At 58.8% G+C, this 22061-nt stretch carries 22 protein-coding genes and 6 tRNA genes; 14 read left to right on the forward strand and 14 right to left on the reverse strand.

Going from position 1 to position 22061, the window contains the following annotated elements; all coding sequences use genetic code 11:
- Nucleotides 1–814: 814 nt before the first annotated feature.
- From AK81_RS21595 to AK81_RS29810, 6 genes are all read left to right on the forward strand, one after another.
- The gene (locus AK81_RS21595; protein ID WP_430298494.1) at nt 815–1333 is read left to right on the forward strand and encodes a site-specific integrase; all 519 of its coding nucleotides are present in this window, start codon (nt 815–817) and stop codon (nt 1331–1333) included.
- Between the two features lie 196 nt (nt 1334–1529).
- On the forward strand, nt 1530–2723 hold the full coding sequence (locus AK81_RS21600) for a Fic family protein (protein WP_043202343.1): 1194 nt from the start codon (nt 1530–1532) through the stop codon (nt 2721–2723).
- A 701-nt stretch (nt 2724–3424) separates the two neighbouring features.
- The gene (locus AK81_RS21605; protein ID WP_043202345.1) at nt 3425–3754 is read left to right on the forward strand and encodes a hypothetical protein; all 330 of its coding nucleotides are present in this window, start codon (nt 3425–3427) and stop codon (nt 3752–3754) included.
- Nucleotides 3755–3858: 104 nt separating this feature from the next.
- Nucleotides 3859–4782 (forward strand): AbiJ-NTD4 domain-containing protein, encoded by a 924-nt coding sequence (locus AK81_RS28630; RefSeq protein WP_081042127.1) that lies wholly within the window; start codon nt 3859–3861, stop codon nt 4780–4782.
- A gap of 403 nt (nt 4783–5185) precedes the next feature.
- Nucleotides 5186–5650, forward strand: coding sequence for a hypothetical protein (locus AK81_RS21610; RefSeq protein ID WP_043202347.1), 465 nt, complete (start codon nt 5186–5188; stop codon nt 5648–5650).
- A 484-nt stretch (nt 5651–6134) separates the two neighbouring features.
- On the forward strand, nt 6135–6335 hold the full coding sequence (locus tag AK81_RS29810; RefSeq protein WP_154100826.1) for a hypothetical protein: 201 nt from the start codon (nt 6135–6137) through the stop codon (nt 6333–6335).
- A 134-nt stretch (nt 6336–6469) separates the two neighbouring features.
- On the opposite strand, the gene AK81_RS21620 is transcribed toward AK81_RS29810, so the two are convergent.
- From AK81_RS21620 to AK81_RS21645, 8 genes are all read right to left on the reverse strand, one after another.
- Nucleotides 6470–7327, reverse strand: coding sequence for a hypothetical protein (locus AK81_RS21620; RefSeq protein ID WP_043202351.1), 858 nt, complete (start codon nt 7325–7327; stop codon nt 6470–6472).
- Between the two features lie 90 nt (nt 7328–7417).
- Nucleotides 7418–10294 (reverse strand): DUF927 domain-containing protein, encoded by a 2877-nt coding sequence (locus AK81_RS21625; RefSeq protein ID WP_043202352.1) that lies wholly within the window; start codon nt 10292–10294, stop codon nt 7418–7420.
- Nucleotides 10295–11107: 813 nt separating this feature from the next.
- Nucleotides 11108–11275, reverse strand: coding sequence for a hypothetical protein (locus AK81_RS30510; RefSeq protein WP_241496110.1), 168 nt, complete (start codon nt 11273–11275; stop codon nt 11108–11110).
- Between the two features lie 164 nt (nt 11276–11439).
- Nucleotides 11440–11748 (reverse strand): helix-turn-helix transcriptional regulator, encoded by a 309-nt coding sequence (locus tag AK81_RS28640; protein ID WP_043202354.1) that lies wholly within the window; start codon nt 11746–11748, stop codon nt 11440–11442.
- A 198-nt stretch (nt 11749–11946) separates the two neighbouring features.
- Nucleotides 11947–12180 carry a pyocin activator PrtN family protein gene (locus AK81_RS28645; RefSeq protein WP_081042126.1) on the reverse strand — a complete coding sequence of 78 codons (234 nt, stop codon included), beginning with the start codon at nt 12178–12180 and terminating at the stop codon, nt 11947–11949.
- 269 nt (nt 12181–12449) lie between these two features.
- Nucleotides 12450–13742 carry a tyrosine-type recombinase/integrase gene (locus AK81_RS21635; RefSeq protein WP_043202355.1) on the reverse strand — a complete coding sequence of 431 codons (1293 nt, stop codon included), beginning with the start codon at nt 13740–13742 and terminating at the stop codon, nt 12450–12452.
- 161 nt (nt 13743–13903) lie between these two features.
- Nucleotides 13904–13979 (reverse strand) — tRNA-Thr (locus tag AK81_RS21640).
- A gap of 71 nt (nt 13980–14050) precedes the next feature.
- The gene (locus tag AK81_RS21645) at nt 14051–14461 is read right to left on the reverse strand and encodes a pilin (RefSeq protein WP_043202356.1); all 411 of its coding nucleotides are present in this window, start codon (nt 14459–14461) and stop codon (nt 14051–14053) included.
- Between the two features lie 216 nt (nt 14462–14677).
- Here AK81_RS21645 and AK81_RS21650 point away from each other — a divergent pair, with 216 nt between their 5' ends.
- The 4 genes from AK81_RS21650 to yacG are packed head-to-tail and all read left to right on the forward strand — an operon-like array spanning nt 14678 to nt 17575.
- Nucleotides 14678–15886, forward strand: a complete 1209-nt coding sequence (locus AK81_RS21650) for a type II secretion system F family protein (RefSeq protein WP_043202357.1) — start codon at nt 14678–14680, stop codon at nt 15884–15886.
- A 2-nt stretch (nt 15887–15888) separates the two neighbouring features.
- On the forward strand, nt 15889–16755 hold the full coding sequence (locus AK81_RS21655; RefSeq protein WP_043202358.1) for a prepilin peptidase: 867 nt from the start codon (nt 15889–15891) through the stop codon (nt 16753–16755).
- Entirely contained in the window at nt 16755–17378 is a 624-nt protein-coding gene (gene coaE, locus AK81_RS21660; protein WP_043202360.1) for a dephospho-CoA kinase, read from the forward strand. The genes AK81_RS21655 and coaE overlap by 1 nt, the downstream gene beginning before the upstream one ends.
- Nucleotides 17375–17575: a DNA gyrase inhibitor YacG gene (gene yacG, locus AK81_RS21665; protein WP_016501579.1), complete on the forward strand. Its 201-nt coding sequence runs from the start codon at nt 17375–17377 to the stop codon at nt 17573–17575. The genes coaE and yacG overlap by 4 nt, the downstream gene beginning before the upstream one ends.
- Nucleotides 17576–17786: 211 nt before the next feature.
- Here the strand turns inward: yacG and AK81_RS21670 are convergent, their stop codons facing one another.
- Nucleotides 17787–18494, reverse strand: a complete 708-nt coding sequence (locus AK81_RS21670; protein ID WP_043202361.1) for an energy-coupling factor ABC transporter permease — start codon at nt 18492–18494, stop codon at nt 17787–17789.
- 86 nt (nt 18495–18580) lie between these two features.
- Between AK81_RS21670 and AK81_RS21675 the strand changes: the two genes are divergently transcribed.
- The 4 genes from AK81_RS21675 to AK81_RS21690 all read left to right on the forward strand — a co-directional run bounded on the left by AK81_RS21675 (nt 18581) and on the right by AK81_RS21690 (nt 21383).
- Entirely contained in the window at nt 18581–19012 is a 432-nt protein-coding gene (locus AK81_RS21675; protein WP_043202363.1) for a hypothetical protein, read from the forward strand.
- 55 nt (nt 19013–19067) lie between these two features.
- Complete coding sequence (locus AK81_RS21680; protein WP_019473259.1) at nt 19068–19697, forward strand: DUF1780 domain-containing protein; 630 nt, start codon at nt 19068–19070, stop codon at nt 19695–19697.
- 132 nt (nt 19698–19829) lie between these two features.
- Entirely contained in the window at nt 19830–20003 is a 174-nt protein-coding gene (locus AK81_RS21685; RefSeq protein ID WP_013970765.1) for a DUF3094 family protein, read from the forward strand.
- Nucleotides 20004–20087: 84 nt separating this feature from the next.
- Nucleotides 20088–21383 (forward strand): NAD(P)/FAD-dependent oxidoreductase, encoded by a 1296-nt coding sequence (locus AK81_RS21690; RefSeq protein WP_043202366.1) that lies wholly within the window; start codon nt 20088–20090, stop codon nt 21381–21383.
- A gap of 164 nt (nt 21384–21547) precedes the next feature.
- On the opposite strand, the gene AK81_RS21695 is transcribed toward AK81_RS21690, so the two are convergent.
- From AK81_RS21695 to AK81_RS21715, 5 genes are all read right to left on the reverse strand, one after another.
- Nucleotides 21548–21623 (reverse strand) — tRNA-Lys (locus tag AK81_RS21695).
- A gap of 6 nt (nt 21624–21629) precedes the next feature.
- Nucleotides 21630–21706: transfer RNA gene (locus tag AK81_RS21700), tRNA-Pro, on the reverse strand.
- A gap of 46 nt (nt 21707–21752) precedes the next feature.
- Nucleotides 21753–21828, reverse strand: a tRNA-Lys gene (locus AK81_RS21705).
- Between the two features lie 6 nt (nt 21829–21834).
- A tRNA-Pro gene (locus tag AK81_RS21710) sits at nt 21835–21911 on the reverse strand.
- 3 nt (nt 21912–21914) lie between these two features.
- Nucleotides 21915–21990 (reverse strand) — tRNA-Asn (locus AK81_RS21715).
- Nucleotides 21991–22061: the final 71 nt, after the last annotated feature.

A 22061-nucleotide genomic window follows, 5' to 3' on the forward strand; every position in this document is an offset into this window, starting at 1 on the left:
GTCGGAAACCCGCGCCATCGCGCCATCGCGTTAGCGGGCTGGCGGGCTGGCGGGCTGGCGGGCTGGCGGGCTGGCGGGCTGGCCACCAGGTTGCTGAAATTTCAATGATTGAAAATCTATCGCACGGCTGCATGAGAGCAGATTCTTGCCGGTGCGGTAAGGATAAGGTTCGGTGTTCAAGAAGCTGCACAATTCACCCCGGTTCACCTGATTCACCAGTTCACTAAGCTGGGCGCCCTGCCGCTAACAAAGAGCCGCGGGTTTCCTGCCCCGTATGCTGCCCAGACTCCCAGGGTCCCCCGGCTGGTTTCAGAAAATGGGAGATCGGGACTACCTCTACCGCTGAAGGCTTGAACATATAGGGGCAGGGGGTTCCTAGCTAGCCAACTCTATCCAGCGGTGTAACAGGTGTAATCCGTGTAACAAGAGCTACTAATCTATTGATTTTAAAGGCCGAAAGCATAGTTACACGCTAGTTTGTCCGCTCGTGCCTAGCAGTGTAACGGTCGGATCGGTGTAACCGCCGACAATGAGGTTCTGTGACTGAGCACTGACAATAGATCGTTACCATTCTATTTTCCGTGAACACCACGGCACGCGGGCATGTAAGCTGTTCAGGAGGCCCACTGCCTACTCTCTCAGGATCGTTCGCGATTCATCACCAATCCTGACAGAGAGCACCATGACTACATCTATCCGCCGAGCAACATCCCTTCGCCCTGGACAGTTCAGGCACCTGATCCGCGTAGCATCCGTGACTAGCCGCTTACCAGAGCGCGACGTGATGCTTTTGTGGCTCACACACACGACGGGCATGCGCGTCACCGAGCTGGCCTTACTAGAGGTCGCAGACGTTCTGTATCCCAGCGGTGCCATCAAACCCGAAGTGTATCTACGCGCAGAAATCACCAAGGGCTGCCGACCGCGCAATGTGTACCTTACCCATCCACGATGCCTTTCCGCCCTGGAAGGCTGGATCGCCGTTCGCTTGCGGCGCCGCTGGGGCATTTCCGGTGCTGACGAATACCGGGGGCTGCGCCCAAGCTCAAAGCTGGTCACCACACACAAGGGCCAGGCCTTTGAGCTGGCGTTCAAGCATCGTGAGCTGAGCACCGGGCCTCAGGTGCACCAGGCTTGTGATTCGCCGCAACAAACGATCAGCAGGCTCTATCGGCAGGCTGGTATCAAACAAGGTTCGTCTCACAGCGGCAGGCGTTCTCTTGCTGCAAAAGTCTTGGCCGCGACCGGAGACGTGGAGACGTGGAGACGTGGAGACGTGGAGACGTGGAGACGTGGAGACAGTACAGACGATCCTCAGACATCCGAAGCTTGACCACAGCAAACCCTACTTGAACGTTGATCGGGTCGTAATCAGGCGAGCTTTTGAGATCGCACTTTAGGTTGCTAATTATTCGCAACGCTTGGGAAAGGGATGGTATATTTTTGGCAATCTAACCGGCAAAAATTATTGCCGAAAAAAGGTATCGCCCTTTATCTATAAGGGCTCACGTCAGGTAGTTAAACGGCAAATGTCATTCACACCGTTCATTCTTCAAGACACGGCCCCCGAGGAGCTTCAGGACCAGATCGTCAAGGTCATGCTTCTCGATGCCGAACTCAACGCCAAGATCCCGCGCCCGCTGCTCGTGCCGATGACCAACCTGCTGCGCGTGGTGAACTCTTACTACTCCAATAAAATCGAGGGCAACTCCACGGTACCGGCAGACATCCTCCGGGCCGAGCAGGCCCAGGACGCGCCGCGAGAGGTCAAAGCTAGCAAGGACTTTTTGGAGATCAAGCGCCATATTGAAGCCCAGCGCCGCCTCACCGATGACCCAATCGACCCGGTTGCGGTCTGCACTCGGGACACCATCTCTCGCCTGCACCGCGAGTTCTACGTCGGTGCGCCCGAGGAAATGCTGGATATCCAGCTGAACGACAAGGGCGACGTGGTCCGCATGGTGCCTGGCGTATTCCGCGAGTACGGCGTCCGCGTCGGCCACCACACCCCGCCGACCGTCGAGCAGATGCAGGGCCACCTCGCCCAGTTCGAGCGCGTGTACCGGCTGGACTGGATCCATGGCCTGTCGAAGTTCCTCGCCGCCGCTGCGTCGCACCACCGGCTGATGTGGATTCACCCCTTCATGGATGGCAACGGCCGCACAGGGCGTCTATTCACCGACCAGTACCTCAAGGCCGCCGGATTCGGCGGTTATGGGCTGTGGTCGATGAGCCGTGGCTTCGCTCGCAACACCGCCGCGTACTACGACATGCTCAATGCAGCCGACCATCCCCGCAAAGGTGATCACGAGGACGGTCGGGGCATCCTGTCGGATAGTGGCCTGCTACGCTGGACCCGGTACTTCACCGAGACCGCGCTGGACCAGGTGCAGTATTTCAGCACACAGCTGGACCCGGATCAGCTCAGCAAGCGGATCGATGTGTACTTTGAGATGCGCAGCCGTGGCGCGCTTTCGGACGGCAAGGGCAACCCCCTACCCGAGCTGCGGATCGAGGCCCGGCACGTCTACAAGACGCTGCTGTACATGGGCGACCAGCCGCGAGCCGAGCTGCAGGCCAGCCTTGGCGTCGGTGAGCGCACAACCCGGGGCCTGTTGAGTCAGATGTCAAAAGAGGGCTTGATCACCCTCGACGGCCGCAAGCCGGTATCTCTGAACCTCTCGCGACACTCAATCGAGTTTCTGTTCCCCTACCTCTGGTAGGGTGCGGAATAACTGATCCAAATTAAGGGCAAAAATCCACATGTCTCAACCCCAACACGCAGCACACCCCGGGGACTGCACATTTCTTGGCACCCTGGGGCGATTCGACCTTTATTTGGGCCCTCAAGGGCTCCCAGTTTCAGTTGTGATCGCACGATGGGGAAATGGTGCCAATTTTTACCAGTGGCCGGTTGATCGTGAGCCGCGGTCGACTGTGCACCTTGAGGCTTTCGACCATGCCGTAAGCCTTGCGCGCAAGAAGGGCTACTTGGACTGATGCGGCTGATCGGCTGTGAGCATCACAGGCCAGCAAGCGCGTAGTGCTGAGGCCGTAGCAGCAGGGGAAATTTTTGAGCTTGCGAAATCGAAGAGGGAGCTTAGATGCGGGTTATCGGATGGATACTACGGGTGTTGGCGTGCGTATGGCTCTTATCTGGAGGGCTGCGTGTTGTGCTTGCATTCGTGGGGGCGAGAGCGCTTGGGCCAGGTAATCACTTGTTGATGGGGACTATCACCCTGGTTCTCGCGGTTGTGACTTTCTGGGCAAGCGGCAAGCTGTTAGATCGAGCAGACAAAGCAAAACAGGCAGTCCAGCGCAGAACGGAATAGTAGGGGAAAACGCTCATCTGCACCCAAGCCCCGGCCTAAAAACCGGGCCGAGGACGTAGAAGTGTCGTTTCCCCATAGGCAGGAGTTTCAAGATGCAGCACGTAGGCGATTTGATTGTTACCGATACCCAAGAGACTTCTGGTCAAGTTACTGGCACCACTTACGTGCGCGCTGGAGGGGTTTTGATTGCCCGTGGACAGCTATCAGGCGGGTTAATTATCGAAGCTGGCGGCCACGCCATCGTTCATGGCCTGGTTTCTCGCAACGTGTTGAATCAGGGGTCACTTGAACTGCTAGGCCAGGTTTCAGGCAAGGTAATTGGGAATCCGCCGATCAACCCAGTAAAGCCGGTCCAAATCGTCGGTAATGATCTTGAAGTTCCGTGTCGCGGCAAGACCACCTCATGGACGTACACCGTCTAGCTCGAGGAAAACGCTTAGCTGTACCCTTAAGCCCTGGCCTAGTAATCCGGGGCCAAATGAGTATAAGGGCGCCCATTTAGCGTCCTAGCATGGGAGAGAACATCGTGACGGACTACTTCAGTGATCGCGAGAGCGGGCCTGTTCCTCGTATAGATCAGGAGATATCGCCGGTTGCTTGGGCCGGTATTGTGGCTGTGGTTCAGGCATATATAGCCAATGGTGGTTTTGGCTTCCGCTTTCCGGTGAATTGTCCCGATGGAGCCGCCCCTTATGGCACTGATGAGAAAGCCCTAGGGGCCAATGTGAGGGCCTTGATGCCAGGCTTAGAATGGCCGCTTCAAACTACTCAGACAGATCCTGATTTTAGCTTTGCGCCCCCAATTCCAATGGCTCCAGCAACACTGCTAATTCTGGATTTCGTAGAGTATGTGCATGCTGTGGTAGCGAAGCCTTTTGTAGTCAAATATCACGATTATCACAACCATAATCACTTGGCTTTTAATAAAAGTGAAGGTCAGCTTGAGTTCATGGTGGACGTTAACAGTGTATTTGCACGATGCGGAGTAGCCTACGAGTTGCAATCCGATGGGCGAGTCGTACGTCTATTGCCTCTGATTTTGCGTGAGACGCTTAGTAGAGTAGTCTTCCGAACAGGGGATAAGATCTTGGATAATGGTCTCGAAGAATCTCGTGCGAAGTTTTCCTCACCAGATCCAATCATTCGCCGGGAAGCACTTGAGCGCTTATGGGACGCATTTGAACGGCTAAAATCGCTTGCTGATGCTGATAAAAAGAAATCAATTTCGTTGATTTTGGACGCTACTGCTAGCGAACCCACCTTCCGTACAATGCTTGATTTAGAAGCGAAACAACTGACTGATATAGGCAACAATTTCCTCATTCGCCATTACGAAAAGCGTCAAGTGCCGGTTATCCATACAGACCATGTTGATTACCTGTTTCACCGGCTGTTTGCGTTTATTCAACTCCTACTCAGTCGGGGTTGGGTCAACGGCATCGTACGATAGGAAAACGCACCAGGTACACCCAAGCCCCGGCTAAGACTGAGGCCTAGCACGTAGAAGGACGCTCATTTGACGCTCGTGAAGTAGGGAATCGATCTATGGCAACCATTTATGCAAAGATCTCGCATCACCCAGGCGGAAATCGGACATTGATGGTCAGCGAAAAAAACTCACAGGTTATAACCACGTTCATTCACCATCAGGGCTGATTGTAAAATGGCGATGCATTGGCGCTCTACCGAACTATCACCACCTATATTGCTCAACTTTCTAAAGAAGGGCACCCGGTTGAGTACACGGATAACAGTCCCTCGCCCTAGAAAATCCACATGACAAACTATCTTGGCTGGGGGACAGCGTAAGAATGGTGCGATTTCGCGCCTACAAACCAAATTAGGAAAACCCAATGGCGACTTACCTGCTTGTAATTACTCCAAAACCAATAGCAGACCATGACTACGAGAAGGCATTCCTGGGCCTGATAGGCTGTAATCCGGCCTATGAAGATATCGATTGGAAAGGGGTAAGCACGTTTTTCAAGGTGCCGGTTGGTGATTTTTGGGCATCGCTGATCCAAATGAAGGATCAAGCAGTCCGCGACGATAGGATGCTAACAGTTGTTTGGGCATTCGATCCCTTCGACCACCTGCAGGATCGCGATCACCATGTGTATAAAAAACTTCGTCAAGAGATCCACAATTATGTTGACGACTGGGCAAACGAGCTAGGGTCTGAGCGCACCGTGGGGTTGTACTATCACGGCCATGTTTGTTGGATTTTGGAAAACGCAAGCACTGACTTATTAACTGAAGACTTTGCTGGGTCGTTGCGTTCCCACTTCCAGGTGGTCTCTACAAAGGCCCAAGAGTAGTTATGAAGCACTATCTTGGGCAAATTCACCTCAGTCCCGACCAGAATCCCATTTCGCAGGGTGCCGCCTTGGGCTCTGTAGCAGCAGACAGTTACTGACCTCACGGAAATCGTTGGCGTCACCTTCGATAGCGAATCAGGTTTTGCCCTCATTCCTAACGTAGGGGATGTAGTCAATGCTCCCGAAATGGAAGGGCGCTGTGGGGTGTACGGCGTAGTTAAATCCCGCCTTTTTACCTACCTGCGCTCAGGTGAAGAAATCTATTGCGGCATCAACATCGCCGTTGAAGAGGTTGGCATTGATCACGGCGCGTTGATCAAAGAATAGTGGTCGCAGGCTCGCTTAGCGGGCCTGTCGAGAGTCGATTCAGCGAGTCGGCTGCCGAGAATCGCAGACAAAATGGAAATAACATGACGCAACCTGGCAAGCCGCACCCCGCGCCGGTCCGCTGATCGAGCCGCTGACCGTCACTCTAGACGGTGAAATGCTGAATCGCCTAAACGAATACCGCGAAGCGGTGTTTCGACTCTCTGACGAAGGTTGGCCGGAGGATGCGAAGGCGCACAATGGTCCGGATCTGAATCGTAAGAAGTATCGCCCTCAGCGCAAGAGGGCTGGGCACGAGCTGCTGGATTTTCTTTGCGAACAGGCGGCCACCCAGCAGCGCACCCGCACTGCCGGCTGATCCGTCTTCCATCATTTAAAAGGAGTTCCAGGTAAATAATCTCTGCACGAAAGCGCAGCCCCAGCGTAAAGCGCGTGACAGAGGTTTGAACATTTCTATTAGCAAACAGCCCGCTTATGCGGGCTGTTTCGGGGTTAGGCTTTGAGCAGGTCTGCTAGGGTGATGCCTTGAGCTCGGCCTAGCACATCGTCTCGCTGGAGCTCACTGGCAGAAGGGCCGAAGCCTGGAAGCGATAGCCTTGATAACACCATGCCAACCCCGCCGCGATGACGGTTTGCGGCCAGGATCCGAGCACCCACGGATACGAGCTGCTCAGCCAGGTGATTCCACTCATCACCGAGGGCTATCTCAGTTGCTGCCAGAGCCGCGCTCTGTGCATCGCGTCTTTGTTTCTGTGCATTGGCGATCTGAGTGTCGAGCGAGTCAATCTCTGCCTGCAAAGCACTCGTCAGCAGCTCTTGGCGCCTTGCGTGTTCATCAGCCTCAATGAGCAAGTTGCTAGCTCTCTCCATCGCGGTGCTTGCAGCCTTTTCACCCTCACTGTTACCGGTTGCTACGTTGCGAGCGTAGAGGTTAGCAGCCTCAATCTCAGCTTGCTGTGCCCTCTCGATGCCTAGATTTGATTCTTTTTGGATCGCTTGCAGGCGTTCAAGAACAAGCGTGCGAGTGCTCTCCAGTGAAGTTACCGTGTTAACTGAATCGGACATGATTTGACGAGCCTTTGTCTTGGTCTGCTTCGCATTCGCCAAGCTCTCCTGATAGCTGATCTCGTGGTCGATTCGCTCAATAGCACTGGGAATACTGCGCAGACGAGCTTCTGCATCGGACAGCTTATTCATGGCCGCCCTTCCCTCTGAGCTACCAATGCAATTGCCATGACGGTCCCAGTTACTCGGTGCTGCCTTCCACGCGGCTGTCAGACCCGGAATGCTATCTTCAAGAGAGTCACGCTCTGCAATCAATTCGTCACGCTGCTTTTTCAGTTCTTTCATGATCAACACCTAATGATTGGAAGTGGTTATGTGCGAGGCAGGCAAGGCCCCATGTTGCCGACACTACCTCGTGGGTTTAGAGGTAGTGGTTCAAGCGGCCTGTGCTTCGTTTTCAGCCGGTTCAGGGATCGTAACTACGACGTAGCAGCGCTGTAGCCCGAGGCCGGGCAGGCGCACAGAGGTGGAGGCCTTGCCATCTTTGCCTGGCTCTAATACCCGACGCCTCAGCAGCTCTTTGTTCACCGCATTGAGGTTCATGCCTCGGAAGATTTCAGAGCGCCAAGCTTCGGGAAGTACGTAATAGGTTGTCGTCGTGTGCGACGTGTCACCCATGCCGTGTTCCATCGACTTGCGAAAGCCGAGCCGGTCAATAGTGCGGGGGCCGTGTTCATCTACCTTGGCAGCCGTCGATTCCCAGCGCGTAAAGCGGCTCTCTCCAAAACGCTCAATCACCTGGCGCAGGCGTGCGAGAATCGCATCACCTTCCATGTTTCCAGCGCCACCTCGCTCAGCTAACCAGGCATTCAGGCATACGCGAGCGGAGTCGAGCGCCAGGCCGTCTGGCCACCCCGTAACGCCCAAAGCGGTGGCCAGCTCTCCCGCAGCCGCTGCCAAACCGAAGCGGGTTGCGGCCCGCTGGGCCTGGCCGCTAGCACTGACCGGGAGCGCTTCAGAAGTGAAACGCTCCACAGTGCTGCGTACCATGGCTGTATAGGCGCGCAACTTGGTCGGGTCGCAGAGGGCCGACAGGAAGGCAAGTGCAGGCGAGCCGTAAAACTTGGTCACCCGAGCCTTGAGCGCGTCTGAAAGAGCGGCGGCATCGTCGAAGCCATGCAGTTCCTCGAACAGCCCAAGCCCTTTGCTGGCATCAGCAGGGACAGCAAGCAGACGTATCTCCATACCTGCTTTCAGATCCTTATTTGCCTCGGCCATGTGCTGCGCAAGGGTCTTTTCTCCGGTGGAGAGGAACAGCAAGCGCCACTCTTGAACTGGGCGCCCGCTCATGCCCCGATCATTGGCGCGCGCCTTGCCGGTGCCGTTGCCGAGCATGTAGACCGTTTCACCGATGATCCGTGGGTCGCACATCCCGATCTCATCGAGCACCAGCAATCCGTCCGAGTGCGCCGCCGCGATACTTTCCAGGGCGTTGTCCGTAGAGCGCCAAGAGCGCACCAGACGCGGCCCACCCCAAACCGAGGCCGCCACCTGCAAATGGGTGGTCTTTCCGCCCGAGCTGTCACCGTACAGGTGGAAGCCGCCCGATTCATGTCCAAGCAGGTGCAGTACCGCTCCAGCGAAAGCCACGCACACGACGAACGCCAAGCGGTTGTTCCCAACGCACAGTGCGCCGATATGCTGCTGCCACTGTTCTAGCGTGCCTATTTGGGTAATGGGTGGGAGCTGGGCGCCGGCTTCGTAGAAGTGCAGGTATTCAGTGCTAGCACCGATCTGCCGATCAGGCACCAGGTAAGCATCCCCATGCCAGCCCAGGCGAGTGACCAAGCGGGCGCGCTCGGAGCCGTCATAGCCTTGCAAATAGCTTTGCAGGTCGTTGCGCGAGTTGCGAGCAGTCCGTACGGGCGCAAGGCGTAGCCCCATATCAACCAGTGGCGCGAGCACTTCCTTGCCAAAGTCGCCCGCCATCGCCCTGGCCGGAATGTTGAGGCGCTTGTTGGCACCATCCGGGTCATCGAACTCCACCAGCAGGCCCCAGCCGTGGCCCTTTTCGTCACGGGTGCGAGCCAATATCTCTAGCCGTGAACAAACTGGGCGTGCTTCGCCATCCTCACCGGCATAGAACACCCCATCCTTTGTGACACGAAAGCCGCTCGGGGCCGGGGCGGTTTTCTTCTCGGATTGGGGCTTGGCCTGGCCAGTGGCCTTACTCTGCTTGGTGGGTGTGGGCGTGGCGGCAGGCGCTAGTGCAAACAGCTCCCCGGTGCGTTGCAGCTCCGACAAGTGTTGGGCTGTCCAGCCTTTGGATTGGGCATCCGCTGCATCGTCACCTTCGCGCCACTCACCGCCCGGCGCGAAAGTGGGGCGATCACCGTCCATCCCTGGGAGTTGCCCGAACACCGCCAAGGCTACTGTCTGCACCGAGGCAGCTCCAAGCTTCCGCAGGTGATTGGCCAAGGCATCCATGCACTTCAAACCTGGGGCGTCGTTGTCTGGCCACAGCAATACGTCACGCCCGACTAGCGCTGCGAAATCAGCCTTCTGCCAAGAGTTCGTCCCGTTAGGCCAGCAGGTGGCAACATGCTCGGGCAACAGCTCGGCAGCGGCATCAGCGGCCTTCTCACCCTCGCACAGTACAACTGGTGCCGTGGGACATTTAGCCAGGTCATCAAGGCGCAGAAGCGGGCGTGGCTCCGATAAGCCCTGCCAGCGCCAAGCCAGCGAGCCGTTAGTAGAGTGTTTACACCAAGTGAGGGGCGCGAAGACTTTGCGCGACCTGCCGTTCTCATCCGGGTCGAGGTCGAAGCGATACAGCACCATAAGCGCCTGACCGCTGGCCTCACGGTAGATCCAAACTTTGGAGGGTTTACCGTGCTGTTTGTGTTTTTGCAGCACCCTCTGCATTGCTTGGTCAGGAATGGGTAACACTGGCACCCACTCTGACATTTGAGCGTGGCCAGTGGATGGTGCGAAATTGGTGCTAATAGACGCCTTAACGCCGAGGAAGGCCGCTAGTTTGTTGCAAGACTCTACATCGGTGCCGCGATCAAGGTAGCGCACCAGGTCAATCAGATCACCGCCTTTGTCGCCGGTTGCGAAGTCGCACCAAGTGCCTTTAGCCAAGTTGATCTTAAGCGAGCCTGCATGTTTGTCAGCTCGTGTAGGGTTGGGGGCTGTGTATTCCTTGCCACCATCTACCCGTTTGCCGCCTGGCAACCAATTAGAAAGGACTTGCTCGATTGACTGGAGGGAGGCGTGTTTAACTTCGGCGAAGCTGGGGCGCTTGCTCATTTCCCCCCTCCATGCACCAATTGGTACGTGGTCCTATCGCCATGCAAAGCCAACGACCGAATCAGTCCCACGGTGCCTTGGACGTCCCAAATAACATTCGCTATTACTGAGTCAGACAGCCTCTCAACATCCGGACCGGAATTGAACTGCGCCATGAGTAAGTGCAAAACGGCGTCGACGCGGGAACAAGCCGCAGTGATGGCATCAATTGGCACACCGGCAGCATTGGTGGCGCATACGGATAGAAGGTCTTCAGGTAGACGCCCCTTGAGTCCCTTGGACGCAGATTTCATTGCGCACCCCCGACGGCTTCCAGGGAGCGGGCAATGCTCATATGTCGGTTGTAGCGTGCGAGGCGGGTAGCAAGGCTGGATTTTGCGTGTAGAGCGGCGAGAGCCATTGCCCGGTGGGCGGTGGCGCGGATTTTGGACGGATTGAGGGCGGGCATGTGTGGTACTCCAAGTTAGCTGGAGCTGCCACTGATCGTCGCCAAACGATTTTGGGTGGCAGCTGTGCGCAGGTTGGCGAACCGGGAACTTGGAACCCGGCAGGCCCGAAGGCCTCCCACGCACAGCCGCCATAACACGAAACGGCAGACACAAAAAAAGCGCCTGCTGTCGGATGGGGCGCCTATGCGCCAAGTATATCGGATCGCCAAACCCGGTCACTGAATTTGCAGCGACGGACGGAGCATAGCTTGACGATTTGATAAGAGCAATACGCAAGGCTTGCGCGATCACGCACGACGCCATAGATTGAGGGGGCATACGAATGTACCTCTAACGCCTCCGGTTGCACCCGGGGGCGTTTTCGTTAGTGCTTAGCGACGACGGGGCGGACCAGAGACAGCCAACTCAGATGCTGGCCATTGCGAGACTCTGAGCGCATGTGCTCCAAGGCGGCGGGATTGGCCAGCAGGTTGGGGATTAATTGCCGCGCGTCTTCGATCACTACGCCCGATGGCACCTCGACGGCCAGCATCACCCATTCCAGCGACGGCCAAGCCAAGAGCAGAACGTGGGCACCCTCGGCTACAGCACGATCACGCAAGGCGCGTAGGCGATCACGGCCCATGGCAGCTGTAGGCCGAGCACCTTCTAGTACTCCGGCAGCATCGAGAACTGTGTGTGGTAAGAAGATAGGTGTCATGCCGCCACCTTATTGCGAGCGGCAATGCGGGCACGAGTCCAATCCAACACCTCAGACAAAACCCAGGCAACGGGTGCACCGCGAGCGGTGCTATCAGTAAGTTTGACCGGCTGCGGAAAACCGCTTTCAGGCTGGCTCATCAGCTTATAGATCGTCGGGCGCGCAAGACCTACCAGGGCGACCACATCGGTTATGCGGATCAGCCGAGTCGCTGGGTCAAACCCAAGTGAGTTCGTATCGTCGAGGTTGGCGCTTGGTTTTGAAGGAGAGAGAGGAGCAGCATTTGCGATGCTACGAGCTGTCATAGCTAGTTCCCTGTATTGGTATGAACAGGGCCCACTATTTATGCCGATTCACTGGGGAAAGAAACAGGGGAATTTCTAGCCGTCTGGAGTTATCCCCATATCACTCCTATGGCGCACCGACGACGTAGCTTGATGACATTCCTCTCCGACGAACGGTAGTGGTCGATGCCAGCGCGATGCTTTGCTTTCAAAGAGGGGTCAGTTACCACCCTGATCAAGCCAGGTAGCCAGATCATGAAGGTAAACCACGCGCTGAATGCGTCCACCCCAGTCGCCTTTCACCACCCGCAACGTTAGCCGCCCTTTGCCTAGCTCCCTTAGAAGTGCAGGTGTGCCCAAATGCTGTAGATAGTGCTGTCGCACGATCTCAAGCGGTAAGTACGTGCTGCCGTAACGTTTCAAAAGCATGTCGTATGTTTGGCTATCAACCATTTGCCCTCCCCCCGCGCCCCATGCCTGAGGGCTGAATCCCGCGCCAATCGGAGATTATGTGTCCAAGCGAAGAGCTGCCAGCAGGAAGAGCTGGGCTTTTCGGCTGTTACACTGTTCCGCCGTGTTACACCGGGTGTAAGCCGAGACTACGCAAGGTGTAACAACGATATTGCCAAAGAATTTCAACAAGTTGTCGCCTGCCGCTACACCAGTTACACCTGCTACACCGCCATTGAAGAGGGCGAGCATCGTCCCCGGTCGCATGCCATCTATTTCATGATTGGTAACCGCCCATGGGCGAAATCGTAGGGGGTAATTGCATCCTTGCGATTGGCATCCAAGTAATCGGCCCACCACTGCACCATAAGCCTCCGCTCTTGTATGTGCTCAGCCTTGTGGATGTAGGCGGCACGCACCGTATTTCTCTCCTGGTGGCTCATTTGCCGCTCGACAGCGTCTTTACTCCAAAGCCCAGACTCAACCAGTGCGGAACAGGCCATTGTCCGAAAGCCATGGCCGCATACCTCTGCTTTGGTGTCATACCCCATTCGGCGCAGCGCTTTGTTCACGGTGTTCTCGCTCATGGGTTTCCAGTGATTGTGGTCACCCGCAAACACCAGATCGAAACGACCAGTGAGGTTACGAATTTTCTCCAGTACCTCTACAGCCTGTCGGCTGAGCGGCACCAGGTGTGGAGTGCTCATCTTGGAGCCTCGATGGGAGTTCTTCACACCCTCAATAGCCACCCTTTCGCCAGGGATTTCCCACATCAGCCTCCCCATGTCTATCTCTCCCCAGCGAGCGAAGCGGAGCTCGCTGGAGCGGATGAACACCAACATGGTCAGCTGCACCGCGAGCTTGGTCAGGCCGCGCCCGCTGTCGGCATCTATCCGCTGAAGAAGCTCAGGTAAGCGTTCGAATGGCAAAGCAGGCCGGTGCGCTGTTTTGCGGGTGGCCGTGGCGCCTTGCAGGTCGATTGCAGGGTTGAAATCCAGATGGCCATGCTGGACCGCCATGCGGAGGATGCCCGTCATGTACTGCCGTAGGCGTGCAGCCGTATCCAAGGTATCCCGCTTTTCTGCCGCTTTCAGCGGAACAAGCAGATCTCGTGTTTTCAGTTCCGCGACAGGACGATCAGCGAGAGAGGGCAACAGGTGGGACTCGATACGTCGCCAAACGGTGGAGGCATGACCAGGTGTCCATTTACGAGCGCAGGCCGCGTGCCATTCCTGAGCCAGCAAACGGAATGTATTCGCCCGAGCGTTCGCCGCTTCCTGTTTTTCCAAGCGCGCCTGCTCGATAGGGTCTTTCCCAGCAGCAAGAAGCTCAAGCGCTTGAGCGCGTCGCTCCCTGGCCGCCTTCAAGCCGAGCGCCGGATAGTTGCCAAACGTAGCTAAACCATCACGGCCATCAGGTTTGGTGTATTTCATACGCCAGGTCTTGACCCCTGACGGCTTCACCAGCAGGTAGAGGCCTTTGCCATCGAACAGCTTGTAATCCTTCTCCCGAGGCTTGGCCGCATCACATTTGGGATCGGTGAGAGGCACCACTGTGCGCGCCATAGGGATACGTTTCCTTGTCGAACCGAGATATCCCTAACCATATCCCTAAATCGCGTAGATGCCCAGAGACAAAACGAGACAGGCAGAAACAACAAAGCCCGCGCTAGGCGGGCTTTTCGGGGTGTTTCGTAGACAGTCATAGACTTCTGGAAACTGGTCTCTGGTGCCGGAGACAGGAATCGAACCTGCGACCTTCGCGTTACGAGTGCGCTGCTCTACCGACTGAGCTACACCGGCGTGTAGCGCAACGTACCACTGCTCACACCCGCAACGCAAACCCCTGTTTCCGCTAGTTTATTGCCCTGCCCTCAAGCCCCCTTGCACCCCTTGGGCGCCAGGTCTTCCTCGATGTCGGTGGTGCACGCCCAGCCGCTGGCCGAACGCGTCAGGGTCAGTGCCTTGCCCATCACATTGGCCGGTGCATCCACCAGCGTGCAGGCAATCTTCCCGCTGCCATCCGCCGCCTTGCCCTCGGCCGTAATCGCGCAATGCGCCGTCGCCGGCTGGCCACCCAGTTCGGCCACGCCCGCTACGTCTTTCCCGTCATTCAACCGCAAATCCATCGCCGTTTTCAGCGCGCTGATTTCCAGCAATCCGGCCGCTGCCTTGGAGCGGGCCTGGTGGTTGGTGTACATCGGTAAGGCGATGGTCGCCAGAATGCCGATGATCGCGACAACGATCATCAGTTCGATCAGGGTGATACCGCGTTGCCCTTTCATGAACGTATTTCCTTTTTAATTCGCTTACACATTGAGGTCAGTTGCGCCCCAACCGGCAGCGGCGCAGTAGGCCTGAACAGACACCTTTTGTCACCCCTGCCCGCTTGGGCGTCATCTTCGCTGAACTACTCTAGTGAGCATCATGGACGCGTGCCCTTGCATGGACGCGGCAAGCTGTTTCCAGGCTTGTCGCCGGGGCAATAAAAGGACCTTTGCATGGCTTCGACTTCACTGCTTTACCGCTGGCACGGCACCGACGCCAACGGCACGCCGGTCAGCGGCCAAACGCCTGGGCGCAGCCCGGCTTATGTACGCGCCGGGCTGATTCGCCAGGGCATCACGGTGGCCAGTTTGCGGCCGGCCAGCGGGCTGACGTTGAGGTTGCCGAAGCGGCGGGCGAAGGCGGACCCGGCAGGGTTCAGCCGGCAGTTGGCGACGTTGCTCAAGGCCGGGGTGCCGCTGTTGCAGGCGTTCGAGGTGATGGGGCGCAGTGGTTGCGATGCGGCGCAGGCGGCATTGCTGGGTAGATTGAAACAGGATGTGGCGTCGGGCCTGGGGCTGGCGGATGCGTTGCAGCGGCACCCGGCATGGTTCGATGCGTTGTACTGCAACCTGGTGCGGGTGGGTGAGCAGTCCGGCACGCTCGACCGGCAGCTGGAGCAACTGGCGGGCATGCTGGAGCAGCATCGGGCGCTGCACAAGAAGGTGCGCAAGGCGATGGTCTACCCGCTGCTGCTGTTGCTGACGGGGTTGGGGGTGTCGGCGATATTGTTGCTGGAGGTGATCCCGAAATTCGAAAGCATGTTCGCTGGCATGGGCGCGGCGTTGCCGGCATTTACCCAGTGGGTGATCGACTTGTCCACAGGGCTGAGCCGGTTTGCCCCGCTGTTGCTGGTGATGGGGGTGGGGCTGGGTTTGGCCGTGCGCCAGCTTTACCGGCAGCATGCGCCAGCGCGCCTGTGGATATCTCGGCGGGTGCTGGGCTTACCGGTGTTTGGCAAGTTGCTGAGGGAGGCGGCGCTGGCGCGGTTTGCGCGTAGCCTGGCAACGTCGTACGGCGCCGGGGTGCCGTTGCTGGATGCGCTGGGCACGGTGGCCCGGGTAACCGGGGGCGAGCTGCATGAGCAGGCGGTGTTGCGGCTGCGCCAGGGCATGGCCAATGGGCAGGGGCTGAACCAGGCGATGGCGGGTGAGCCGCTGTTTCCACCGTTGCTGGTGCAGCTGACAGCCATTGGGGAGTCCAGCGGCACGCTGGACCAGATGCTGGATAAAGCCGCCAGCCATTACGAGGAACAGGTCAGCCAGGCGCTGGACCAGTTGACCAGCCTGCTGGAGCCGGCCATCGTGCTGATCCTGGGCCTGCTGGTGGGTGGCCTGGTGGTGGCGATGTACCTGCCGATCTTCCAGTTGGGTAGCTTGATCTGAACATGACTTTATGGACTTTGCTGGCTGAGCAGCCGGCGTACTTCCTTACCCTGGCCACGGTGCTCGGCCTGCTGGTGGGCAGCTTTCTGAACGTGGTGGTGTATCGCCTGCCGATCATGCTGGAGCGCCAATGGCAGCGTGAAGCGCAAGAGGTATTGGGGCTGCCGGTTGCGCAGCACGAACGCTTCGACCTGTGCCTGCCGGCATCCCGCTGCCCGCATTGCGCGCATCAGATTCGCGCGTGGGAGAACATTCCGGTGCTCAGCTACCTGGCGTTGCGCGGGCGTTGCTCATCCTGCAAGGCCCGTATCAGCCCGCGCTACCCGCTGGTGGAGGTGGCCAGCGCGCTGCTGTCGCTGGTGGTGGCCTGGCGCTTTGGTGCTTCGGCCGAGGCCTTGCTGGCACTGCCGCTCACCTGGTGCCTGCTGGCCCTGAGCCTGATCGATGCGGACCACCAATTGCTGCCGGATGCGCTGGTGTTGCCGATGCTGTGGCTTGGGCTGATCGTGAACGCCTTTGGCCTGTATGTGCCACTGGCCGACGCGCTGTGGGGCGCGGTGGCCGGGTACCTCAGCCTGTGGACGGTGTACTGGGTGTTCAAGCTGGTCACCGGCAAGGAAGGCATGGGCTATGGCGATTTCAAGCTGATGGCGCTGATCGGGGCCTGGGGCGGCTGGCAGGTGCTGCCGTTGACGCTGCTGCTGTCGTCGGTGGTGGGGGCGGTGGTGGGCCTGTGCCTGCTGCGTTTGCGCCGGCATGCGATGGGCACGGCGATACCGTTTGGCCCTTATCTGGCGATTGCGGGGTGGATTGCTGTGCTCTGGGGTGATGAAATATACGCCTCTTACATGCAACTGCTTGGATACTGATGGCCACTGCAGCCTTTACCCCCTGGATTCTCGGCCTGACCGGCGGCATTGGTAGCGGCAAGAGCGCTGCTGCCGAGCGCTTCGTCGAGCTTGGCGTGCACCTGGTCGACGCCGACCAGGCGGCGCGCTGGGTTGTCGAACCTGGCCGCCCGGCCTTGGCCAGCATCGTCGAACGCTTCGGCCCGGGTGTGCTACAGGCGGACGGCCAGCTTGATCGCGCCGCCCTGCGCCAGCTGATCTTCGCCGACCCGGCGCAGCGCAAATGGCTGGAGCAACTGCTGCACCCGCTGATCGGGCGGGAGATTTTCAGCTACCTGGCCAAGGCGCAGTCGCCGTATGCGGTGTATGTGTCGCCGCTGCTGATTGAATCGGGCCAGTACCAAAAGACTCAACGCGTGCTGGTGATTGATGCGCCGCAGGAGCTGCAGATAGCCCGTACCCTGGCGCGCGACAACACCAGTGCCGAACAGGTGCAGGCGATTTTGCAGGCCCAGCTGGCCCGTGAGGAGCGCCTGCGCCATGCCGATGATGTGGTGGTCAACGACGGCGACCTGGCCGCGCTGCATGAGCAGATTGACCGCCTGCACCACTTTTACCTGACTTTGAAAGGAGGCCAGCCATGAGCCAGCCGTTGACCGTCGATTGCCCTACTTGTGGCGCACCTGTGGAATGGGCTGAGAAAAGCGCGTTCCGGCCGTTTTGTTCGGACCGCTGCAAACTGATCGACCTGGGCGCCTGGGCGGCCGAGGAGCACAAGATTGCGGGGTCGGAAGAGTCCGAAGATGAGCTCTATTCGGGGGACCTGGAGCCGCGGCACTGAGCTGATTGCAAGGTGGCTGTGCCGGGCCTCTTGCCCCAGACCAAATCCTTGAGACTGGCGCGGTACCTGTAGGAGCGGCCTTGTGTCGCGATGGGCTGCAAAGCAGCCCCAGCAATTGTTGCTCCAACGCCAAAAACGGGGGCCGCTTTGCGGCCCATCGCGACACAAGGCCGCTCCTACAGGGTCCCTCACTATTTTCTAGACCGCGTGCTCACCGCTCATCTTCTTTCCAGGGCGCCTGCAGATACCGTGTGCGGTTGAAGGTTTCCAGCCATTCCGGGCAAAACACCACCAGCGCACTGATCACCATGCCGTTGATGAACGCCTCGGGGAACATCATCAGCCACAGGTAGCCGACAAAGTCGCTGAGCCACTCCGGCAGGGCAAAACGCCCATCCAGCCACAACAACCCTAGCGCCGCAGGCACGCAAACCAGTACGGTCAGCGCTGCCGGGAAGAACCCTGAACAGAAGATATAAACGAACAGGTTTCGCGGCTGGGCGCGCTCGACCGCTATCGCGCACACCTCGGTAATCAGCACCGGCAAGCCAACCAGCAACAAGCCATTCACCCCCAGCGCCGCCAGGTCCTGGCGCCCCAGCGCCAGCAAGCCAAGCTGGGCCATGAACCCGCCCAGTACCGCCAGCGGCCAGTCCAGCAACAGGGTGACCGCGGTCATGCCAATGAAGTGGTACGACACCCCGGTATCAAAATCGCGCCTCACCAGCCACAACGCGAACAGGCAGAACACGGTGCCAAACAGCAAATGCTGGCGGCGCCGGTCGGTGAACAGTTCAACCCAGCGAACCCGGCTTACCGCCCAGATCAGCAACGGCACAAAACCCAGCCAGCCAAGGGTAAGGGTGGTGCCGGACAACACCTGCGCGCTGATCACCTGAACAATACCCTTTGCAGCCATGTGGATAAGATCGAGTCTACACCCATTCTCCCTTTCTTTCGGCTGCGGTAGGCTGGCGCCCTCATTCGATGCAGGAAGCATTGGCCATGCCGGAAGGAATCAACCCCGCCCTGCTGCTGGCAGCGGCACTCAACGCCATCATCGGCGTACTTCACCTGGCCGTCATCGCCGTCGGGCCGCGCTGGTACCGTTTGTTCGGGGCTGGCGAGCGCATGGCGGTGGCCGCCGAAAAAGGCCGCTGGTACCCGGGGCTGATCACGGCTGCCATCGCCTGCGTGTTGCTGGCCTGGTCGGCCTATGCACTGTCGGCTGCCGGGGCAATCGGGCGGCTGCCGCTGCTACTGCCAGCCATGTGCCTGATCACCCTGGTGTACCTGCTACGCGGCCTGCTGGGGCCCAGATTGCTGGCGGGTACCGGGCGTTCGCAGCGGTTTATCGTGGTCAGTTCGCTGATCTGCCTGGGCTTCGGCCTGGTGCACCTGGTCGGGCTGGTGCAGCAGTGGCCGGTACTGGGCTGATTCCCACGCTTAAACAGCATCTTACCGTCATCGATTAGCGGCTAAGCTTGTCTGCATGGATGACTCAGACTACCTGCGCCTGCTTACCATCCAGGCCGAACAAGCCAATGCCTTTCTCTCCAACGCCCGCAAGTGGGAGCGGGAGCGTTGGGTGTGCCAGCGACTGTTGCAGGGGTTGAACATCCCTTACCGCAGCGAGGACTTCACCCCGGCCGGGCAGGAGCCGCCAGATGTGCTGTTTCGCGATGCGGCCTTCGAGGTGTTTTTCGTGCTCGACGAGGGCCGCCGGCTGAACGATGAGTGGCGCGAAGAGCTGCAGCGCCGGCGCAGTGCGTTTTCCCTGGCGCAACTGGTGCGCCGTGAAGCGCGCCCGCGGCGCATCAGTGCCACCGAGCTGCTGGCGCGCCTGGCGCCGACCTTGCGCAAGAAGGCGCACAACTACCGGGAACGCGGGCTGGAGCTGAACGAGCTGGACATCATCGCCTTCGCCAGCCTCAAGCGTGAAGTGCTCGACCTCAATACCCACTTCCCGCCGCCCACCGAATACCTGCGCCAGGGCTGGCGCTCGCTGTCGCTGGTGGGGCCGACGTTTGCCCGGGTGCTGTTCGCCCACCCCGATGCGCCAGACTTCCTGCGTGGCAACCTGGGCCGCAGCATTGTTTTTGATGTAGGCATCAGTCTTTGATCCAGTGCAGCGAGTGTTTGCGATGGCGTACACTCGGCGCCAGAGATAGAAAGCATTATCATTTGTTCCAAGCGCCTGCACGAACGCTGTAGCGTTTGCGCAGTCACAAACGTCTACCTGACGAGGCCCACCATGACCAGCCGCCTGAATCCAGAAGATCAGCGTCGTGTCGATGAGTATCTGCGAGCCCCCCAGCACCAAGTCGAGCGCAGGCCCTTCCGGCCGTGGCTGCTCCTTGTGCTGGTGGTGGCCGTGACCATCGGGTTGGGTCTCATCAGCCGCCTGCTGAGTGGACTGGTGCTATGAGCTGCTTTGCGCTCGCCCTCCCCTCGTGCAGTTTGCGGCCGGCCCCCAGGGCCACGAATTCCGTAAACCTTATGAGATATCCCCATGACTCATCGCATCGTGATTGTCGGCGGCGGCGCCGGCGGCCTGGAACTGGCGACCCGCCTGGGTAAAAGCCTGGGCAAGCGCAAGCAGGCCGAAATCACCCTGGTCGACGCCAACCTCACGCACATCTGGAAGCCACTGCTGCACGAAGTGGCCGCCGGCTCGCTGAACTCCTCGGAAGACGAACTGAACTACGTGGCCCAGGCCAAGTGGAACCACTTCAACTTCCAGCTGGGGCGCATGAGTGGCCTGGACCGTGAAGGCAAGCGGATTCAACTGGCCGCCACCCTCGATGATGAGGGCCGCGAGCTGCTGCCTGCGCGCACCCTGGGCTACGACACGCTGGTCATTGCCGTGGGTTCCAACACCAACGACTTCGGCACCTTGGGCGCGGCGCAGCACTGCTTGTTCCTCGACACGCGCAAGCAGGCCGAGCGCTTCCATCAGCAGTTGCTCAATCACTACCTGCGCGCCCACGCCGGTGACGTGGCCAGCGAGCAGATCAGCGTAGCCATCGTCGGCGCCGGTGCCACCGGTGTAGAGCTGGCGGCCGAGCTGCACCACGCCGCCCACGAACTGGCGGCCTATGGCCTGGACCGCATCCAGCCTAAGGACATGCACATCACCATCATCGAGGCCGGCCCGCGCGTGCTGCCGGCCCTGCCGGAGCGCATCAGCGTGCCGGTGCACAAGACCCTGGAAAAGCTCGGGGTGAAGGTGTTGACCAACGCGGCTGTCAGTGAAGTGACCGAGGACGGCCTGAAAACCAAGGACGGCGAGGTGATCCAGGCCAGCCTGAAAGTGTGGGCGGCGGGTATCCGTGCGCCGGGCTTCCTGAAGGACATCGATGGGCTGGAAACCAACCGCATCAACCAGCTGGTGGTGCGCCCTACCCTGCAGACTACCCGCGACGACAACATCTTCGCCTTCGGTGACTGCGCCGCCTGCCCGCAACCGGGTAGCGACCGCAATGTGCCGCCACGTGCCCAGGCGGCGCACCAGCAGGCTTCGATGCTGGCGCAAAGCCTGAAGGCGCGGTTGGAGAACAAGACGCTGCCGACTTACGAGTACAAGGACTACGGCTCGCTGGTATCGCTGTCGCGCTTCTCGGCGGTGGGCAACCTGATGGGTAACCTGATGGGCAGCGTGAAGCTGGAAGGCTGGCTGGCGCGGATGTTCTACGTGTCGCTGTACCGCATGCACCAGATGGCGTTGTACGGGTTCTTCCGTACGGCGTTGATGATGCTGGGGAGCAAGATTGGCCGGGGTACTGAGCCACGCCTGAAGCTGCACTGAAGATTGTCGGGGGCGCTTTGCGCCCCTTTCGCGACACAAGGCCGCTCCTACAGGGGATCGCGTGTTCCTGTAGGAGCGGCCTTGTGTCGCGATGGCCTGCAACGCAGGCCCAAAATCTGACAGGCAAAGAAAAAGGGCATCTCTTTCGAGATGCCCTTTATTCATGGTGGGTCGTGTAGGATTCGAACCTACGACCAATTGGTTAAAAGCCAACTGCTCTACCAACTGAGCTAACGACCCTAAAAATGGTCGGGGTGAGGGGATTCGAACTCCTGACATCCTGCTCCCAAAGCAGGCGCGCTACCGGACTGCGCTACACCCCGGGTCTTTCAAAAAAAAGGGCATCTCTTGGAGATGCCCTTCTTTACATGGTGGGTCGTGTAGGATTCGAACCTACGACCAATTGGTTAAAAGCCAACTGCTCTACCAACTGAGCTAACGACCCGGAAAATGGTCGGGGTGAGGGGATTCGAACTCCTGACATCCTGCTCCCAAAGCAGGCGCGCTACCGGACTGCGCTACACCCCGAGATGGCTCCGCGACCTGGACTCGAACCAGGGACCCAATGATTAACAGTCATTTGCTCTACCGACTGAGCTATCGCGGAACTGAACTTCGGTACAACTTACCGATGTGCTACTCCGAAGGCTGTGTTCGCTTCGGACTCTTTAGCTTCGC

The organism is Pseudomonas putida W15Oct28 (assembly GCF_000708715.2).
GTDB classification, from domain to species: Bacteria; Pseudomonadota; Gammaproteobacteria; order Pseudomonadales; family Pseudomonadaceae; genus Aquipseudomonas; species Aquipseudomonas putida_R.

Excerpts from the sequence above, each read along its gene's own strand:
- AK81_RS21595 (WP_430298494.1), top strand. The coding sequence starts at position 815 with ATGCGCGTCACCGAGCTGGCCTTACTAGAGGTCGCAGACGTTCTGTAT.
- AK81_RS21600 (WP_043202343.1), top strand. The coding sequence starts at position 1,530 with ATGTCATTCACACCGTTCATTCTTCAAGACACGGCCCCCGAGGAGCTT.
- AK81_RS21605 (WP_043202345.1), top strand. The coding sequence starts at position 3,425 with ATGCAGCACGTAGGCGATTTGATTGTTACCGATACCCAAGAGACTTCT.
- AK81_RS21610 (WP_043202347.1), top strand. The coding sequence starts at position 5,186 with ATGGCGACTTACCTGCTTGTAATTACTCCAAAACCAATAGCAGACCAT.
- AK81_RS29810 (WP_154100826.1), top strand. The coding sequence starts at position 6,135 with ATGCTGAATCGCCTAAACGAATACCGCGAAGCGGTGTTTCGACTCTCT.
- AK81_RS21620 (WP_043202351.1), bottom strand. The coding sequence starts at position 7,327 with ATGAAAGAACTGAAAAAGCAGCGTGACGAATTGATTGCAGAGCGTGAC.
- AK81_RS21625 (WP_043202352.1), bottom strand. The coding sequence starts at position 10,294 with ATGAGCAAGCGCCCCAGCTTCGCCGAAGTTAAACACGCCTCCCTCCAG.
- AK81_RS30510 (WP_241496110.1), bottom strand. The coding sequence starts at position 11,275 with ATGCTGGCCGTCGAGGTGCCATCGGGCGTAGTGATCGAAGACGCGCGG.
- AK81_RS28640 (WP_043202354.1), bottom strand. The coding sequence starts at position 11,748 with ATGACAGCTCGTAGCATCGCAAATGCTGCTCCTCTCTCTCCTTCAAAA.
- AK81_RS28645 (WP_081042126.1), bottom strand. The coding sequence starts at position 12,180 with ATGGTTGATAGCCAAACATACGACATGCTTTTGAAACGTTACGGCAGC.
- AK81_RS21635 (WP_043202355.1), bottom strand. The coding sequence starts at position 13,742 with ATGGCGCGCACAGTGGTGCCTCTCACCGATCCCAAATGTGATGCGGCC.
- AK81_RS21645 (WP_043202356.1), bottom strand. The coding sequence starts at position 14,461 with ATGAAAGGGCAACGCGGTATCACCCTGATCGAACTGATGATCGTTGTC.
- AK81_RS21650 (WP_043202357.1), top strand. The coding sequence starts at position 14,678 with ATGGCTTCGACTTCACTGCTTTACCGCTGGCACGGCACCGACGCCAAC.
- AK81_RS21655 (WP_043202358.1), top strand. The coding sequence starts at position 15,889 with ATGACTTTATGGACTTTGCTGGCTGAGCAGCCGGCGTACTTCCTTACC.
- coaE (WP_043202360.1), top strand. The coding sequence starts at position 16,755 with ATGGCCACTGCAGCCTTTACCCCCTGGATTCTCGGCCTGACCGGCGGC.
- yacG (WP_016501579.1), top strand. The coding sequence starts at position 17,375 with ATGAGCCAGCCGTTGACCGTCGATTGCCCTACTTGTGGCGCACCTGTG.
- AK81_RS21670 (WP_043202361.1), bottom strand. The coding sequence starts at position 18,494 with ATGGCTGCAAAGGGTATTGTTCAGGTGATCAGCGCGCAGGTGTTGTCC.
- AK81_RS21675 (WP_043202363.1), top strand. The coding sequence starts at position 18,581 with ATGCCGGAAGGAATCAACCCCGCCCTGCTGCTGGCAGCGGCACTCAAC.
- AK81_RS21680 (WP_019473259.1), top strand. The coding sequence starts at position 19,068 with ATGGATGACTCAGACTACCTGCGCCTGCTTACCATCCAGGCCGAACAA.
- AK81_RS21685 (WP_013970765.1), top strand. The coding sequence starts at position 19,830 with ATGACCAGCCGCCTGAATCCAGAAGATCAGCGTCGTGTCGATGAGTAT.
- AK81_RS21690 (WP_043202366.1), top strand. The coding sequence starts at position 20,088 with ATGACTCATCGCATCGTGATTGTCGGCGGCGGCGCCGGCGGCCTGGAA.